The following is a 16,011-nucleotide window of genomic DNA, read 5'->3' as shown; positions in this document are numbered from 1 at the left end:
AAATGGGCAAGTATTTTGGAACAGACGGTGTAAGAGGTGTCGCCAATAGTGAGCTTACACCTGAGCTGGCCTTTAAAGTCGGACGTTTCGGCGGTTATGTACTGACAAAAGACAAACAACGTCCAAAAGTGCTGATAGGCCGCGATACACGCATCTCCGGCCATATGCTGGAGGGAGCCCTTGTCGCCGGACTTTTATCGATTGGCGCAGAAGTCATGCGTCTGGGTGTCATTTCTACACCTGGTGTCTCTTATTTAACAAAAGCAATGGATGCAGAGGCAGGCGTCATGATTTCTGCTTCTCACAATCCAGTGCAGGATAACGGCATCAAGTTTTTCGGGGGAGACGGATTTAAGCTTTCTGATGAACAGGAGGCTGAAATTGAGCGCCTGATGGACGAACCGGAGGATAAGCTGCCAAGACCGGTCGGAGCTGATCTCGGGCTTGTAAACGATTATTTTGAAGGCGGCCAAAAATATCTGCAATTCTTAAAACAGACAGCTGATGAAGATTTCACAGGTATTCATGTGGCGCTTGACTGTGCTCATGGCGCAACATCGTCCTTGGCGACACACCTGTTTGCTGATTTAGATGCAGATGTGTCAACAATGGGAACTTCTCCAAACGGATTAAATATTAATGACGGCGTCGGATCGACTCATCCGGAAGCGCTCAGCGCGTTTGTCAAAGAGAAAAACGCCGATCTGGGTCTTGCGTTCGATGGTGACGGCGACCGCCTGATTGCTGTCGATGAAAAAGGAAATATCGTTGACGGCGACCAAATCATGTACATATGCTCAAAACACCTGAAATCAGAGGGCCGTTTGAAGGATGATACAGTGGTTTCAACCGTAATGAGCAACCTCGGCTTCTATAAGGCGCTCGAAAAAGAAGGCATCAAAAGCGTACAGACAGCTGTCGGCGACCGCTACGTAGTAGAAGCGATGAAAAAAGACGGCTACAATGTCGGCGGAGAGCAGTCAGGACACCTTATTTTCCTTGATTACAACACGACAGGAGACGGATTATTGTCTGCTATTATGCTGATGAACACTTTGAAAGCGACAGGCAAGCCGCTGTCAGAGCTTGCAGCTGAAATGCAGAAGTTCCCGCAGCTGTTAGTCAATGTGAGAGTAACTGATAAATATAAAGTCGAAGAAAACGAAAAAGTAAAAGCTGTTATTTCTGAAGTTGAAAAAGAAATGAACGGCGACGGCCGGATTTTGGTGCGCCCTTCAGGCACTGAACCGCTCGTCCGTGTCATGGCTGAAGCGAAGACGAAAGAGCTGTGCGATGAATATGTAAATCGCATTGCTGAAGTCGTCCGGTCAGAAATGGGATTGGAGTAACGAAGTCTATAATTAGAGAGCGAACAAGACAAGCGAGATTTACATATGATAATTGTGAGACATGTGGCAAAGTTGTTTAAAAAACAATTGACCGTTCATGGCACATGCTGTAAAATCAAGCTTGTCTTGTTCTTATTTTCTCTGAGGAAGAAAAGACGGGATTATTGCTTTACCTATAATGATAGCGCCCGAACTAAGCGCCCGGAAAAAGGCTTAGTTGACGAGGATGGAGGTTATCGAATTTTCGGCGGATGCCTCCCGGCTGAGTATGCAGATCACAGCCGTAAGGATTTCTTCAAACCAAGGGGGTGACTCCTTGAACAAAGAGAAATCACATGATCTTCCAAAAAACATGTAGGAGGGGACGATTGAAAGTCCCCTTGAAATTTGACTTTCTTCGTCTCCTTTTACAATCTTAGGAGGAAGAAAAATATGTGTGGAATTGTAGGTTATATCGGTCAGCTTGATGCGAAGGAAATTTTACTGAAAGGGTTAGAAAAGCTTGAGTACCGCGGATATGACTCTGCTGGTATCGCTGTTGCCAACGAACAGGGAATCCATGTGTTCAAAGAAAAAGGACGCATTGCGGATCTTCGTGAAGTTGTGGATGCCAATGTAGAAGCGAAAGCCGGAATTGGCCATACTCGCTGGGCAACACACGGCGAACCAAGCTATCTAAACGCTCACCCGCATCAAAGCGCACTTGGCCGCTTTACACTTGTTCATAACGGCGTGATCGAGAACTATGTTCAGCTGAAACAAGAGTATTTACAAGATGTAGAGCTCAAAAGTGACACCGATACAGAGGTAGTTGTTCAAGTAATCGAGCAATTTGTCAACGGAGGACTTGATACAGAAGAAGCGTTCCGTAAAACACTTACACTGTTAAAAGGCTCTTATGCAATTGCTTTATTCGACAACGAAAACAGAGAAACGATTTTTGTAGCGAAAAACAAAAGCCCTCTATTAGTCGGTCTTGGAGACACATTCAACGTCGTAGCATCTGATGCGATGGCGATGCTTCAAGTAACCAACGAATACGTAGAGCTGATGGATAAAGAAATGGTCATCGTCACTGATGATCAAGTTGTCATCAAAAATCTTGATGGTGACGTCATTACACGTGCGTCTTATATCGCTGAGCTGGATGCCAGTGATATCGAAAAAGGCACGTACCCTCACTACATGTTGAAAGAAACGGATGAGCAGCCTGTTGTCATGCGCAAAATCATCCAAACGTATCAAGATGAAAACGGCAAACTGTCTGTGCCTGGCGATATCGCTGCCGCTGTAGCGGAAGCGGACCGCATCTATATCATTGGCTGCGGAACAAGCTACCACGCAGGACTTGTCGGTAAACAATATATTGAAATGTGGGCAAACGTGCCGGTTGAAGTGCATGTAGCGAGTGAATTCTCCTACAACATGCCGCTTCTGTCTAAAAAACCGCTCTTCATTTTCCTTTCTCAAAGCGGAGAAACAGCAGACAGCCGCGCGGTACTTGTTCAAGTCAAAGCACTCGGACACAAAGCCCTGACAATCACAAACGTACCGGGATCAACACTTTCTCGTGAAGCTGACTACACATTGCTGCTTCATGCGGGTCCTGAAATCGCTGTTGCGTCAACGAAAGCATACACTGCACAAATCGCAGTTCTTGCGGTTCTTGCATCTGTGGCTGCTGACAAAAACGGCATTGATATCGGATTTGACCTCGTCAAAGAACTTGGTATCGCTGCGAACGCAATGGAAGCCCTTTGCGACCAGAAAGACGAAATGGAAATGATCGCCCGTGAATACCTGACTGTATCCAGAAACGCTTTCTTCATCGGACGCGGCCTTGACTACTTCGTATGTGTCGAAGGCGCACTGAAGCTGAAAGAGATTTCATACATCCAGGCAGAAGGCTTTGCCGGCGGAGAGCTGAAGCACGGCACGATTGCCTTGATCGAACAAGGTACACCAGTATTCGCACTGGCAACACAAGAGCACGTAAACCTAAGCATCCGCGGAAACGTCAAGGAAGTTGCCGCTCGCGGAGCAAACACATGCATCATCTCACTGAAAGGCCTAGACGATGCGGATGACAGATTCGTACTGCCGGAAGTAAACCCAGCGCTTGCTCCGTTGGTGTCTGTTGTTCCACTGCAACTGATCGCTTACTATGCTGCACTGCATCGCGGCTGTGATGTTGATAAACCTCGTAACCTTGCGAAGAGTGTTACTGTGGAATAAATTGTTTAACCCCTTTGGTTGTTTTTGTTGCTTTGAAATAAAGTCACGATTTTTGTAAAAAAGATGTGATGTTTAAAATAAAGTTACGACGTTTATAAAAATGTTGCGATGCTTTTTCCCTTAGATAATTTTTGTCTAAGGGTATTTTTCTATTTTAACAAAAGAGGCAGGTTACTAAAAATTATAAGGGGATTCCAATTGATTTTGGGTCCCCTTTTTACATAAATGATGTGACATCAATCTTACAAAAATGTAACTTTAATCTCAAATAATGTAATTTGATTCGATGGCAGGTCATCTAATTTTCTTTTACTATGTTCTAAAAAGAGATTGGATGGTGTTGGGTTTGGATATTTCAGAAGTTAATATATCACTGTTTAGACTAGTTAATGACTTAGGAAAAGAACATCCCTTTTTGAATCCTGTATTTAGTTTTATTGCTGAATATATGGTTTTTTTACTTGCACTAAGTGTTCTTTTTATTTGGTTTACAAGAGATACGGATAATAGAATTATGATTCTTTGTGCATCTATCGCTTTCATTTGTGCCTTTACGATAGGGAAGGTTGCAGGGGCATTTCACTCGAATTATCAACCTTTTGTTGAATTGGGAGAGGTTAATAAACTGATACATAAAGAAAAAGACAATTCTTTTCCAAGTGACCATACAATTTTATTCTTCTCATATTGTATTTCATTCTGGCTCTTTAAGAGAGGCTGGTCAATTTTATGGGTATTGTTAGCTGTTCTTGTGGGAGTCTCCCGTATATGGGTTGGGGTTCATTATCCTTTTGATGTATTAGCAGGAGTATTAATAAGCCTAGCAGTTTCAACTTTTATATATTTAACATTCCCTAAACTAAAAGTTATTCAAACTACCATAAAAATTTATGAAAAATGTGAAAACATGCTTCTTTATCGCTTCAAAAGAAAGGAAAACAAGTCAAAAAATTTTTAGATTTATTCAACAATCGGGTGCTAATGTTCAAAAAATCGTAACCTAAAATGATCAAACTCTTTTATAAAGATTCCATCTGTATTCAAAACTGTAGAATCCATTTTGATCTATCTTTTTTTCTAAATGGATTCTTTAAATTTGCCGTAAACTGAAGGTTCATGTGTTATTTTTGATCATCCTTTATTTCAAAGCTACAGTTTTAGCCAAAGGGGTTTTTTGTTTTAAAGATGGCTATGTTTAGTTTTACAGATATTTAAGATTGCCATAAGAATATGAAAATATAAAGAAGGTATTTTCAAGGAAAGTGACATCTACGGAGAAATTGGGGAATTCTAGCTATAACAATATCCACAACAACTAGTTCAATTTTTTGGTCGTTAAGGCTGTTGAAAATAAAGTAGGAACCAGTATTCATTTATAGTTGCTAATTGAACTCAGTTATTTATTAAACAAGAAAATAGAAAATGATTATAAAAATTTTCTTGTATTTCTACAAAAAAATTAGAATGGTAGATATCATAGGCCTTGGTTAAAGATTCAGGATGTATATTTAAAGGGAAAGAAGGATTTGATACTTCATTCTCCGTATTCCAACATCTTGACAATGTTTAAAATTTAGCATATCTTATACTTAACTTAATAATCGGCGCAGATGTTTATTTTTGTTTGTTATTAAAATTAGGCCTTTAGCATTCTTTTAATATTTCATTTTAAATTTTGATAGGGTGAAAAAGTATCCTAATAAAAAACAAAGAGTAACATAAGTCGATTTAATTTATAAATCAAGGTACTAAATTAACGATATTCCATTCCTTTAGACGGAACTTAAAATATTGTATATAGTAAAATGACCAATCATAAGGTAGCTCTTCAAAAAACTTTGCTGAAGTTAGTTGAAGTGAAGCCGACAATTTTCAAGATTCAATGACTAAGATAATCATTGAATCTTGAAGTTGTCGGCTTTTTTGTTGGAAAAAATAAGTAATTATTCAAAGTGATAAAGAAATGTATATTCAATTACAGACAGAATTTTACCTAAGGGAGAATTTGAAATGTTAGTTTCGCTGAGTTTGTCATCATTATTTTTTATTATGCTTATTATTTCCGGGATAAGTGGACTATTGTTTTTACATCCGCGAGTACCCTTGAGTTATGTTCGTATTCATATTGGTATCTTGGCTTTACCGCTTTTGGTTTCCTTCCTGCTTCTTGCCGATAGTAGTGTGAGTGGAGATATTGGCCCTTGGCACTTAGATTCCTTAGCTTGTTTAATGACTTTCTTTGTTCTTGCAATTGGTTTCGTCATTCAGCGTTTTTCTGTACGTTACTTAATGGGAGATCGATCATATCGAAAATATTTTACGCTTTTTACTTTCACTACAGGTGCTGCTTCAATTACATGGTTAAGTGGCGATCTCCGCTTGATGGTTATATTTTGGGGAGCAACTCTTGTCGGTTTAACCTTACTTATTAGGTTAAACAGTGCTTGGCATGTGGCTAGTGAAGCAGCCAAGATTTCTGGCCGGTTATTTTTGTTAAGTTGGTTTTCTTTGTTTTTCGCGATGATGTGGCTTTTTCAAGTCACAGGTCAATGGCGGTTATCGTTGGTTTTAACAAATGAAAGTTTAGCTCAACTGGGGATTTGGGAGAGAACAGGGATTCATTTATTGATTGTGTTAGCAGTGATCATTCCTGCGGCTCAATGGCCATTCCAAAGATGGTTAATTGAGTCTATTGTTGCTCCAACTCCTGTTTCTGCGATTATGCACGCAGGTTTAGTAAACGCAGGCGGGATTATACTAACTCGATTTTCACCTCTATTTAATGGTGGTATAGCATCAATTATTTTACTTCTGCTTGCTGGCATCTCGGTATTGATTGGAACTGGTATTAGTTTAGTCCAGGTTGACTATAAACGCCAGCTAGTAGGCTCCACGATTGCACAAATGGGGTTTATGCTCATTCAGTGTGCATTAGGAGCCTATATAGCAGCCATTATTCATCTTATTTTACATGGTTTATTCAAAGCTACGTTGTTTTTACAGGCTGGTTCAGCAGTACAGCGGCATGAAGGATCGACTCGGGCTAATGAGGGATCATCCTATTTATGGATCGCGGCTGGCCGTACGTTAGCCTTAGTAATAGGCGTTGCTTTTTGGCTCGCTGCTCCTGGAGAGGGGTATCAATTAATCAGTGCGCTGATCTTAGGGTGGTCATTGTCCGTTTCTTGGACTCAGCTCGTAGCTTTTGGAGAGGGGAAAATTGGCCGAATTGTTGGCTTAATATGTTTAGGAGGAGCAGCCCTCGTATATTTTATCATTCATAACCTCTTCTATAAGTGGCTGCATACAATCGATTTTCAAAGTGTTCAACCTCCAATGTCAGCTGTCATCATTGTTGTATGTCTCTTACTATTTGGCAGTGCTTTAGGTACGTGGGTTGCTCGTCATCGTTCTTCAGTGCTCTTCGCGGTAATCTATCTTTGGTTAGTTCGATTAGGTGAAGCAAAACCAAAGTTAGTAGAGAGTCACCCAGACTACCTTAAACAATATTTATCATAAGGAGCTAATCTGAGATGGGCATTACATCCGTATTAACGAAAGAAAATGTAAAAAAGAAAGATACAGATATTGATGTTCAAGAAAGTGATCTTAACGTTTTAATTACATCCGCCAGCCGAGTGATTGCGCCACTTTGGCCTATTTCCACATTTGCTGCACGTAATCCGTGGATGGGGCTTGAAAACCAATCTTTTGATCAGGTTGCAGGTTGGTTGAAAAACACTCGGGATGTTGATATATACCCTAGTGCATCTATGATCCGTTCAGCAAAGAATAAAGGTGAGATTGATGAAGATTTTGTGGAAATGGGGCTGCAGCGCTGGCTTGATTCACATTCCTTTAATATCCCACGGGACGTGGCAGAACGATTTTGTCATGCTGGATTACAATTAGATCCACTGCCTTCCGACCTTTTATCATCGCATAAGCTGGAGAAATTGGTGAATGAATGCCGTGGATTGGATCATATCGAGAGTTTTTATATGCAACCAATAAGTTCATATATAGAGAATCAAGATGGTGAAAGGTTAGTCAATATACTAGATCATCATGTCATTAAGTGGTGTAAATTATATCTTGATGACTCTCAAGCAGGTTGGATAATGCCCAATCGTGAGGAAGGTTTCTATCGTGCCTGGCAGCATCTCATTCAGTATGATCCAGCACTTAGTAAAAAGCAGCGTGAAAGGTTAAAAGGTTGGCCGCAAGAGGCACATTTGGCTTTACAGGAAGCCTTAGTTGCGCTAGAAATCCCAGAATCAGAATTTCAGGCTTATCTTGAAGGTCATTTACTTTCCTTACCTGGATGGGCAGGGATGATGCTTTGGCGCTCCCAACAATCGAGCCATGAACATGAACTCCTGACAGATTATTTAGCTGTCCGAATATCCATGGAGTGGGCTCTTATAAAGCCATATTTACCTATTCATAATGAACGATTTGAGAATAAAATTTCAACTGCTCCCCTTATAGCAGCTTGGATTCATTGGGGGGGACTTACATTAGAGGAATGGCCACAGATGTCGGCCGATGAACAAAACGAATATTTATCATTTGCCTACAGCTTTGATGAGAAACTTCGCAGGAAACTTTGGTTAGAAGCTTGGGAACAAACATACACTGATCGATTAAGTCAGAAGATCATCTCAAAACAACGTGAAACCAATGGTAAAAAATCTGCATTAGCTCAATTGGCATTCTGCATCGATGTACGATCAGAGCCTTTTCGTCGTCAACTAGAAAAAGAAGGTCCATTTGAAACGATTGGTATTGCTGGTTTCTTTGGGGTGCCGATTGCAACTTGTGAACTCGGCAGTAAACACAGTCATGCCTCCTTGCCGATCATACAAAAACCGCAAAATACAATAAAAGAGTTCGTAGATGAAGATGTACTCGAAAAATACAACCAACGCACGCAAGCGGTTTATTCATTAAGCCATACATTTAAAAAGATGAAACAGAATGTACTTACGAGCTTGCTTTTACCTGAGCTAAGCGGGCCTTGGCTTAGTCTGCAAATGGTAGCACGTAGCTTTGTGCCAAGAAAAACGGATCGTTTCATTCGTAATCTCCGTGAGACTTGGTTACGTAAACCTGATACAAAACTCTCGCTTCATCATGAGTATGACACAGAGGCAGAAATACCTGTAGGTTTTACTGAGGAAGAAAAAGTGAACCATGCCCGCCAAGCTTTAAAAATGATGGGATTAACAGAGAATTTCGCACCATTAGTCGTGATTTGCGGGCATGGCAGCCAAAGTATCAATAACCCTTATGCGGCAGCTCTTGACTGTGGTGCCTGCGGTGGAGCGGCCGGTGGATTCAATGCAAGAGTTTTAGCTGCATTATGTAATCTTTCAGAAGTAAGAGAAGTTCTTTTAACTGAAGGAATTAAAATCCCTGAGGATACGGTTTTTGCTGCCGCTGAACATAATACAACGGTGGATGAATTACATTGGCTTTATGTACCAGAGCTTTCAAAAGCTGCACAGGAAGCATTTGAACGTATCGAAGCTGTTATGCCGAAAGTGAGACATAACGTAAATTCAGAACGTCTAGCCCAATTACCGAATGTCCAATCGAAACTTAAAAACCCGAAGGCTGAGGCACACCGATTTGCGGAAGATTGGAGTGAGATACGTCCGGAATGGGGACTGGCTCGTAATGCCGCTTTTATTATCGGCCAACGTGAACTAACTCAGGATTGTGATTTGGAAGGAAGAGCCTTCCTTCATAATTATGATTGGAAGCAGGACGAAAGCGGTGAACTCCTAGCAAATATTATTGCAGGACCTGGAACTGTGGCCCAATGGATTAATTTACAATATTACGCATCAACGGTAGCACCTCATTATTATGGCAGCGGAAATAAAGCAACTCAAACCGTTACTGCAGGTCTCGGAGTTATGCAGGGGAATGCAAGTGACTTGTTAGCCGGACTGCCTTGGCAATCCGTCATGCAATCAGATTATGAGGCTTATCATTCTCCTCTTCGTTTGTTAATTGTCATCCAAGCACCTAGAGAATATGTAGAACGGTTATTAAATAATGACTCAGTATTTCTGCAAAAAGTTCAAAATGGATGGGTCCGACTGGCTAGTATTGATCCAGAGGGATGCTGGGAAAGCTGGTAATTATGAATCTAAACATTATCAAATGGATTTGTTACTCAATATAAAAATGAAAAACATAAAGAAGAGGTGTGCTATATGAATGGAAATCAAAATAAAAAAGTATTATTTTTGACGGACATTGAAAACGGCTTGGAGCCTATTTTACAAGAAGTGACTAACACTCCAGCAGAAAATATGCTGACTATACAAAGCTATGGTGCCGGTATCTCACATCCTTATGGAGAAATAATGAGGTCTGTTATTTTTGCGATTTACCAGGAAGATGTTGAGGAGGTTGTTGTTGTAGGAACAAAAGATAAGAGGACTTCCACAGGTAATGTACTAACTCAACTTGAAACAATGAAAGATAAAATACAAACATTGGATTATCTATTTCAAAACTGCAGGCCTGAATTTTTAGGTGGTACGGTCGATGAATGGCTAAATGAAAATAGTACTAGTGTTGAAAAAAGTGTTGATATCATTCGTCAGCATCCACTAGTGCCGTCATATGTTAAAGTTAGAGGTTTACTCGTTAATCATAAGGATGGAAAAGCCTCAATTGTGGAGGTTCCTGATGTTAAAACAGGTCAAGCCCTACCTGATCATTGCTTGTCATGATGAAATGAAGGTTCAGCTTCTAAACGCACCCATCTATGGAGAAAGAAGCAGTTCTAAGGAGATTGTATGAACGCTAATTTAACTGATTTTGTAACGAAAACAATAGAGGAAATGAGCTCGTTTGATCGAGAAAATATGGAATGTATGAAAAAAGTAATTAGAAAAGCAATCGATTTTTATCATTTAAAATCTTATGAAGAAGTTGAGGAAACCCATTTAGGGAGCGTTCGATTTTTGCATGTCCACTCTATGATGGAAGAAAATATGTTATCCAAAATGATAGTGGTCTCAAGAAACGGTAAAACTGATTTGGATATTGAAGGTGTATATGAAGGACATGTTGTAAGAGAATATTAATGAGACGAAATAACTAATAGAATATGCCAATTTATTTGCCAGGAGATGTGTTATATATGAAAAAAACGAGAGGTTCTATTGAATCAGAGATCAGTAAGTCCATTACTCAATGGGAGAAGGATTATCTTGGGCGTGGGTCTGTATCTGTTAAAACTGATATACTGCGGGATATGATCATCGTTAATTTAAAAGGAATTTTAACACCAGCTGAATACGCAGTTTGTGGATCAAAAGAGGGTATGTTATCTATCAAACAAACTCGTTCAGAGCTAGTTGAATCAGGTATAGAAGGTCTTAAGGATATTATCCTTACGATAACTGGAGAAGAAGTGAAAAGTTTTCATACTGATTTAAGCTCCCGGACAGGTGAACGAGTGATGGTATTTAAATTATGTAATGATTTAGAGAAAAATCTTTAATATAAAGAATTAAATGTTTGTCAAAGAGGTTGGAAGCTGATTGAACATAATCAACTTCCGCTTCTTTTTTTAGAGTTATGCCATCATTGTTTTAATTCACAATCTAAGCGGACGCCAAAATTAACAAAGCCACTGCCGGGTTCCCCAAAGCGTACAATGCCATGATTAGAGACCAATTTCTAAAGCTTTATGATACATTTAAGCAGGAACAAAAGTATTTGGTTTTTGGTATGCTGTCTACAGTTTCATTTCACAGAATTAGTCATAAATAAGCCTAAAAAAAGCTAGCATCAAAAAACGAATTGACATATCGGAATATAACGATATAATAATCGATATGGAACCAATTGAAGTATTCAAAGCCTTATCTAATGAATCAAGGCTGCAAATTTTACAATGGCTGAAGGAGCCTGATCGTCATTTTGCACCCCATGAAGGGATTGATATGAACACAATCGGGGTATGTGTCAGTCAAATAACAGACAAATTGAAAATGACGCAATCGACGGCTTCCCAATATCTCACCATCCTTTTAAGAGCCGGCCTGATTAAGGCGGAACGAATCGGAAAGTACACGTATTACAAAAGAGATGAAGAAGCAATTGGGAAACTTGCTGACTTTCTTAAAACAGAGATATAAAAATAAACATCAAAAGATGTTTATTTTTACGCCATACATATCGACATATTGCGATGTGTTTATTTTTTAATTTAACATATCGATAATTCGTGATATGTTGTTCTAATAAAATTAAGGAGTGAACGTTTATGTCTAACACCTGGAAAATTTATATGTTAGCCATTGTCAGCTTTTTAGTCGGAACTTCAGAGTACATTATTTCGGGTATTTTGGATCACATTGCTCATACACTCGGGATAACTTTGGCTGCCGCGGGCCAGCTTATAACGATCTTTTCACTTGTCTATGCTCTTTCCACACCCGTACTTATGGCATTGACAGCAAGTATGGATAGACGCAGATTGATGATGTATGCTCTCGGTTTGTTTGTGTTCGGCAATATCTTGGCCTTTGTCCTGCCTGGTTATGGATGGTTTATTGCAGCGCGGATCATTATGGCGATGGGAGCAGGTATGGTTGTTGTCACCGCATTAACGATTGCCGCTAAGATTGCATCGGAAGGGAAGCAAGGCAGTGCCATCGCTACTGTCGTTATGGGATTTACCGCTTCTTTAATCATTGGTGTTCCGCTTGGAAGAATGATAGCAGTAGCATTAGGCTGGAAGTCTGTATTTGGTGCAATTGCTTTGTTGGGATTGATCGCAATGGCCGTTATATTCTTTACTCTTCCGCATACTGAAGGGGATAAGCCTGTACCTTTGCTTCAACAGCTTGCTCTTTTCAAAAAACGGAAAGTGGCGATGGGATTATCAATCACTTTCTTCTGGCTCGGGGGATATTCTGTAGCTTATACCTATCTGTCACCGTATCTCTTGAACATTTCAGGAATAAGCGGCAAGCTGCTTAGCGGTGTTCTGCTTATATTTGGAATTGCCAGTTTGGTTGGATCGAAGTTTGGGGGATATAGCACCGATAAATGGGGAGTGCCCTTTACACTCGTTGGCGGGATGACATTGCATATCATCACACTGGTTGGGCTGTCATTTGTCACTCATTCCTATATCGGAGTGTTGGTGATTCTCATATTATGGTCGTTTGCCGCATGGTCTACCGGTCCGACACAGCAATTTCACCTGGCTACAATAGAACCGGAAATGTCAGGTGTTTTGCTCAGTATTAATCAGTCCATGATGCAACTCGCTATGGCAGTTGGCGCAGGGATAGGGGGCGTTTTTGTAGAAAACGTATCATTGGCTTCGATTACCTGGATTGGTGCGTTAGGGGTTATGATTGCCATTATTTCATCATTGTTGATTTTCAATTCGCAACCGAAACAAGCGCTAAAAGATATCAATCAATAATGCACTGCTTTGTTTTAGTTCTTAAAATTCAATTGCCCTAATATATATTAGATTGCATAGTTACCAGTCCATGTAGAGCCGTCCTTTTTAGATCGTTAGGAATTTTTTGATTCTATAAGATGAGATGAATTTAATGAATAAGACCTCTTTGGTTAACTGACCAAAGGGGTCTTTTGTGTCAGTGCTCAGCAGATGCGAGATAACATTAAAAAAGGCGGCGGAGTTTCTTATAATGGGATCTCACAGGATTATTTACAGTGTTTGTAGTATTTAAATGTTAATTGGAAGATAATACACTTTCCGGTATATCCTTGTGGAATACGCTGAGTGTCTATTATCAAACGAGAGAGGGGGCCCTTTTATGAAATCAAATGGTGATGAATTGTCGTTATCTGTTCAGAATTTAGCGAATACAAATGAGATCACAATTGTTCAAGCGATAGGGGAGCTAAAGAGATCAGGAAAAGATGCAATACCTGTTTTGGTTGAGGCCTTAAAAGAGGAAGGCTCTTTACGTAATATCGCTGCGGCTGTTTTAGGTGAGTTTGGGGAAGATGCGAGTGAAGCAGCGGAGGAGCTATCACGTTTATTAACAAGTCATGCCGAAGATACACGAATGGCTGCAGCCATTTCACTCATGAGAATCGGGAAGCCCAGTCTGCCCTTTGTCATCAAAATCGCTCAAGAAAGTGAAGGGCAATCACGTTTTTGGGCATCCTGGTGTATTGCATGGATCGATCCGGCTTGCATTGAACCGAAGATGTATGAATGCCTGAAGCACGAGCATGAACATCCTTCAGGAATAGTTGCTCCGTTTGCGGCTGAAGAGGCATTAGGAAAACTGATTGCTTTTCAGCTGAAAGATAAGGAGGATTGAAGGTAGGATAGTAGATATGGAGGTTTTGTATCGCTAAGCAGATGACACTTTCATGGGATTTTCGGTAAAAATAAGAATGGACGAGAATTTCTTATTGGCGGTTATCGGCAGCCTTCTCAAGGAGAAAGATATTGAGGAGGCTACCGCTTATTTCTTATCTGTCTAGTTGCCATAAATAAGTTTAATCTTTCACAGACTGGACAATACATTCCTTAATCAGCTTCCACCTGTCACGAGCATTAATAATCAATTCCGATGCAATTGCTACAACCAAGTCTTTCTCCGGAACACAGCAAATCACATTCCCGCCATCGCCCAGTGCTGAGTATGAGAAAACGCCATCCTCATCACGCAGCCACCATAGATAACCGTAGTTATTGGGGTTTATCTCTGTTGATTCGTCAATCCATGATCTCCGAATGATCTGTTGATTGTTCCAAGTACCATGATTCAAATATAGATAACCAAACCGAGCCATATCCCGTGGAGTCAGCGTAAGTCCCCATCCTCCGGTTGAGTTGCCGTCCGGGTCATTTACCCATCCCTTCACGTTTTTTCCGAATAGATCGTCAAAGCCAAATGATTTCATACCATAATAGGGGATTTCTTTCATGCCGATCGGTTTAAATAAGTGCTCGTTGGCAAACTCGCGGGCGCTCTTGCCTGTGCTGCGGGTGATGATGGCTGATAGCAGGTGTGCACCTGCGGTGGAGTATTTAAAAGTGCCGATTGTGCCTCCTTGGCCCAGCATATCCAGCGTATAGGTGATCCAATCAGGCTGCATGCACATCTTGTCGAGTGGTTCGTGCCAGTCTTCAAATGGATAGGGAGCTGTCATCGTGAGAAGGTGGCGTATGGTGATGGCTTGTATTTGTTTATTAGGAGTATCCGGGAAAAAGTCCAGAACGTTTTGGTCGACACTTTTGATGTATCCTGCATGTATTGCAATCCCAATGAGGGCCGACATGATACTTTTGGTTACTGATGCTACATGATGCGTATCGTCGGGTCCATATTGATGAGAATAGCGCTCATAAGCGATGTATCCATTTCTCACAACCACGATACCGTTTATATTGCTGTATTCGGATTTTATTTTAGGGTCAAGCTCAGACAGTTTATCGGCGTCTATCCCCAAGGCTGCCGGGTCTGCAGTTGGCCAGTCGTTTCTTTGCATGACGTTACCTCTCTTTTTTCTTTATTGGAAAATACACTTCAGTCACAATATCCTCTGGCACACCAGCTTGGTGGTGATCGGTTGCATACACTTCATAGGGTGATTGCGCCAATTCATAGCCTTCACCTTCGACCCATTCTCTCAGCTTAGCGTATACGGTTGTTAATTCTGCATATGGTCCCTTCCAAACAGACTTTGCGCAAAGACCTCCGCGTAAATCTCTTGTCTCCCTTACCGTCTCCTCTATTGGAATCGCAAACTCTGTATCATTGCCGGCAGGGTTGTACTCAGGGCTGTGATAAATGGTCATGGGCGTGCCGAGCAAGGTAAGTTTATCAACAGCAATTCTTTCATATAGCCTGCTAAAATACTTCTCATATCCTAAGGCGTAGTCATCACTGCTCAGCATTTGGCGTATATAAAGAATGTTCATTGGCTGGGTTTCGGCAAGCATTACTTCTATATCGTCAAACCATGACATCATTGGTTTGCCTTTCTCTGCACGCAGAATATCGAGGTTCAATTGTGTAAGGGTATATTCATAAGCATTGATCTTTTCCTGTACTTCTCTTCTTTTTCGCTGAAGGGCAGAACCAAGCTTTTCTTCAGCCTGATCCTCTTCCAAATCGAGAATGGTTTTGATTTCTTCTAAAGAAAAATGATACGACTTTAAACGGTTAATCAAGAGCATTTCTTTCAGCTGCCTGATAGAATAATATCGATATCCATTTTCAGGATTAATGTCTTCGGGGTGGATTAATCCGATTTCATCATAGTATCGCAGTGTTTTTGTTGATACTTTGCATATCTTTGAAAATTCACCGATCGATAGCAAACGATCACCTCCATGCTCCAAATGTACACCTTTCCGTAAGGACAAAGTCAAATGTCTAAATAAAATCGA

Annotated in this window: 13 protein-coding genes; 11 read left to right on the top strand and 2 right to left on the bottom strand. The window is 40.6% G+C overall.

Going from position 1 to position 16,011, the window contains the following annotated elements; genetic code table 11:
• The first annotated feature begins 2 nt into the window (after positions 1 to 2).
• The 11 genes from glmM to skfG all read left to right on the top strand — a co-directional run bounded on the left by glmM (position 3) and on the right by skfG (position 13,930).
• Positions 3 to 1,349 (top strand): phosphoglucosamine mutase, encoded by a 1,347-nt coding sequence (gene glmM, locus LWH95_RS03805; RefSeq protein WP_003241450.1) that lies wholly within the window; start codon positions 3 to 5, stop codon positions 1,347 to 1,349.
• A gap of 432 nt (positions 1,350 to 1,781) precedes the next feature.
• Positions 1,782 to 3,584: a glutamine--fructose-6-phosphate transaminase (isomerizing) gene (gene glmS / locus LWH95_RS03800; protein ID WP_003241446.1), complete on the top strand. Its 1,803-nt coding sequence runs from the start codon at positions 1,782 to 1,784 to the stop codon at positions 3,582 to 3,584.
• Positions 3,585 to 3,918: 334 nt separating this feature from the next.
• A complete protein-coding gene (locus LWH95_RS03795; protein WP_003241444.1) occupies positions 3,919 to 4,542 on the top strand; it encodes an undecaprenyl-diphosphatase in 624 nt (207 codons plus the stop codon).
• A 1,052-nt stretch (positions 4,543 to 5,594) separates the two neighbouring features.
• Positions 5,595 to 7,103 carry an NADH dehydrogenase subunit 5 gene (locus tag LWH95_RS03790; RefSeq protein ID WP_232918992.1) on the top strand — a complete coding sequence of 503 codons (1,509 nt, stop codon included), beginning with the start codon at positions 5,595 to 5,597 and terminating at the stop codon, positions 7,101 to 7,103.
• 14 nt (positions 7,104 to 7,117) lie between these two features.
• Positions 7,118 to 9,736: a DUF2309 domain-containing protein gene (locus tag LWH95_RS03785; protein WP_232918991.1), complete on the top strand. Its 2,619-nt coding sequence runs from the start codon at positions 7,118 to 7,120 to the stop codon at positions 9,734 to 9,736.
• A gap of 75 nt (positions 9,737 to 9,811) precedes the next feature.
• The gene (locus LWH95_RS03780) at positions 9,812 to 10,336 is read left to right on the top strand and encodes a carbonic anhydrase (RefSeq protein WP_232918990.1); all 525 of its coding nucleotides are present in this window, start codon (positions 9,812 to 9,814) and stop codon (positions 10,334 to 10,336) included.
• Between the two features lie 66 nt (positions 10,337 to 10,402).
• Positions 10,403 to 10,693, top strand: a complete 291-nt coding sequence (locus LWH95_RS03775) for a DUF6407 family protein (RefSeq protein ID WP_003241434.1) — start codon at positions 10,403 to 10,405, stop codon at positions 10,691 to 10,693.
• A gap of 56 nt (positions 10,694 to 10,749) precedes the next feature.
• Positions 10,750 to 11,112 (top strand): DUF2294 domain-containing protein, encoded by a 363-nt coding sequence (locus LWH95_RS03770; protein WP_060397820.1) that lies wholly within the window; start codon positions 10,750 to 10,752, stop codon positions 11,110 to 11,112.
• Between the two features lie 337 nt (positions 11,113 to 11,449).
• Entirely contained in the window at positions 11,450 to 11,752 is a 303-nt protein-coding gene (locus LWH95_RS03765) for an ArsR/SmtB family transcription factor (protein WP_003234907.1), read from the top strand.
• A 128-nt stretch (positions 11,753 to 11,880) separates the two neighbouring features.
• A complete protein-coding gene (locus LWH95_RS03760; protein WP_232918989.1) occupies positions 11,881 to 13,053 on the top strand; it encodes an MFS transporter in 1,173 nt (390 codons plus the stop codon).
• A gap of 361 nt (positions 13,054 to 13,414) precedes the next feature.
• Entirely contained in the window at positions 13,415 to 13,930 is a 516-nt protein-coding gene (gene skfG, locus LWH95_RS03755) for a sporulation killing factor biosynthesis/export protein SkfG (RefSeq protein ID WP_060397822.1), read from the top strand.
• Between the two features lie 181 nt (positions 13,931 to 14,111).
• Here skfG and LWH95_RS03750 read toward each other — a convergent pair whose 3' ends face one another.
• Together LWH95_RS03750 and LWH95_RS03745 are read right to left on the bottom strand one after the other, a co-directional pair.
• A complete protein-coding gene (locus LWH95_RS03750) occupies positions 14,112 to 15,107 on the bottom strand; it encodes a serine hydrolase domain-containing protein (RefSeq protein WP_232918988.1) in 996 nt (331 codons plus the stop codon).
• Positions 15,108 to 15,111: 4 nt separating this feature from the next.
• Positions 15,112 to 15,942, bottom strand: a complete 831-nt coding sequence (locus tag LWH95_RS03745; protein WP_232918987.1) for a MerR family transcriptional regulator — start codon at positions 15,940 to 15,942, stop codon at positions 15,112 to 15,114.
• Positions 15,943 to 16,011 lie beyond the last annotated feature (69 nt).

Origin of the sequence: Bacillus sp. G16, from assembly GCF_021282335.1 — a bacterium.
Taxonomy (GTDB): domain Bacteria; phylum Bacillota; class Bacilli; order Bacillales; family Bacillaceae; genus Bacillus; species Bacillus inaquosorum.
Note: the sequence above shows the minus strand (reverse complement) of the source record. Positions and strands in the feature narration are given on the sequence as shown.

What these genes read in the sequence shown, in the direction of transcription:
- LWH95_RS03775 (WP_003241434.1), top strand. Translation starts at nt 10,403, where the DNA reads ATGAACGCTAATTTAACTGATTTTGTAACGAAAACAATAGAGGAAATG.
- LWH95_RS03785 (WP_232918991.1), top strand. Translation starts at nt 7,118, where the DNA reads ATGGGCATTACATCCGTATTAACGAAAGAAAATGTAAAAAAGAAAGAT.
- LWH95_RS03790 (WP_232918992.1), top strand. Translation starts at nt 5,595, where the DNA reads ATGTTAGTTTCGCTGAGTTTGTCATCATTATTTTTTATTATGCTTATT.
- LWH95_RS03780 (WP_232918990.1), top strand. Translation starts at nt 9,812, where the DNA reads ATGAATGGAAATCAAAATAAAAAAGTATTATTTTTGACGGACATTGAA.
- LWH95_RS03765 (WP_003234907.1), top strand. Translation starts at nt 11,450, where the DNA reads ATGGAACCAATTGAAGTATTCAAAGCCTTATCTAATGAATCAAGGCTG.
- LWH95_RS03750 (WP_232918988.1), bottom strand. Translation starts at nt 15,107, where the DNA reads ATGCAAAGAAACGACTGGCCAACTGCAGACCCGGCAGCCTTGGGGATA.
- glmM (WP_003241450.1), top strand. Translation starts at nt 3, where the DNA reads ATGGGCAAGTATTTTGGAACAGACGGTGTAAGAGGTGTCGCCAATAGT.
- LWH95_RS03770 (WP_060397820.1), top strand. Translation starts at nt 10,750, where the DNA reads ATGAAAAAAACGAGAGGTTCTATTGAATCAGAGATCAGTAAGTCCATT.
- LWH95_RS03795 (WP_003241444.1), top strand. Translation starts at nt 3,919, where the DNA reads ATGGTGTTGGGTTTGGATATTTCAGAAGTTAATATATCACTGTTTAGA.
- LWH95_RS03760 (WP_232918989.1), top strand. Translation starts at nt 11,881, where the DNA reads ATGTCTAACACCTGGAAAATTTATATGTTAGCCATTGTCAGCTTTTTA.
- skfG (WP_060397822.1), top strand. Translation starts at nt 13,415, where the DNA reads ATGAAATCAAATGGTGATGAATTGTCGTTATCTGTTCAGAATTTAGCG.
- glmS (WP_003241446.1), top strand. Translation starts at nt 1,782, where the DNA reads ATGTGTGGAATTGTAGGTTATATCGGTCAGCTTGATGCGAAGGAAATT.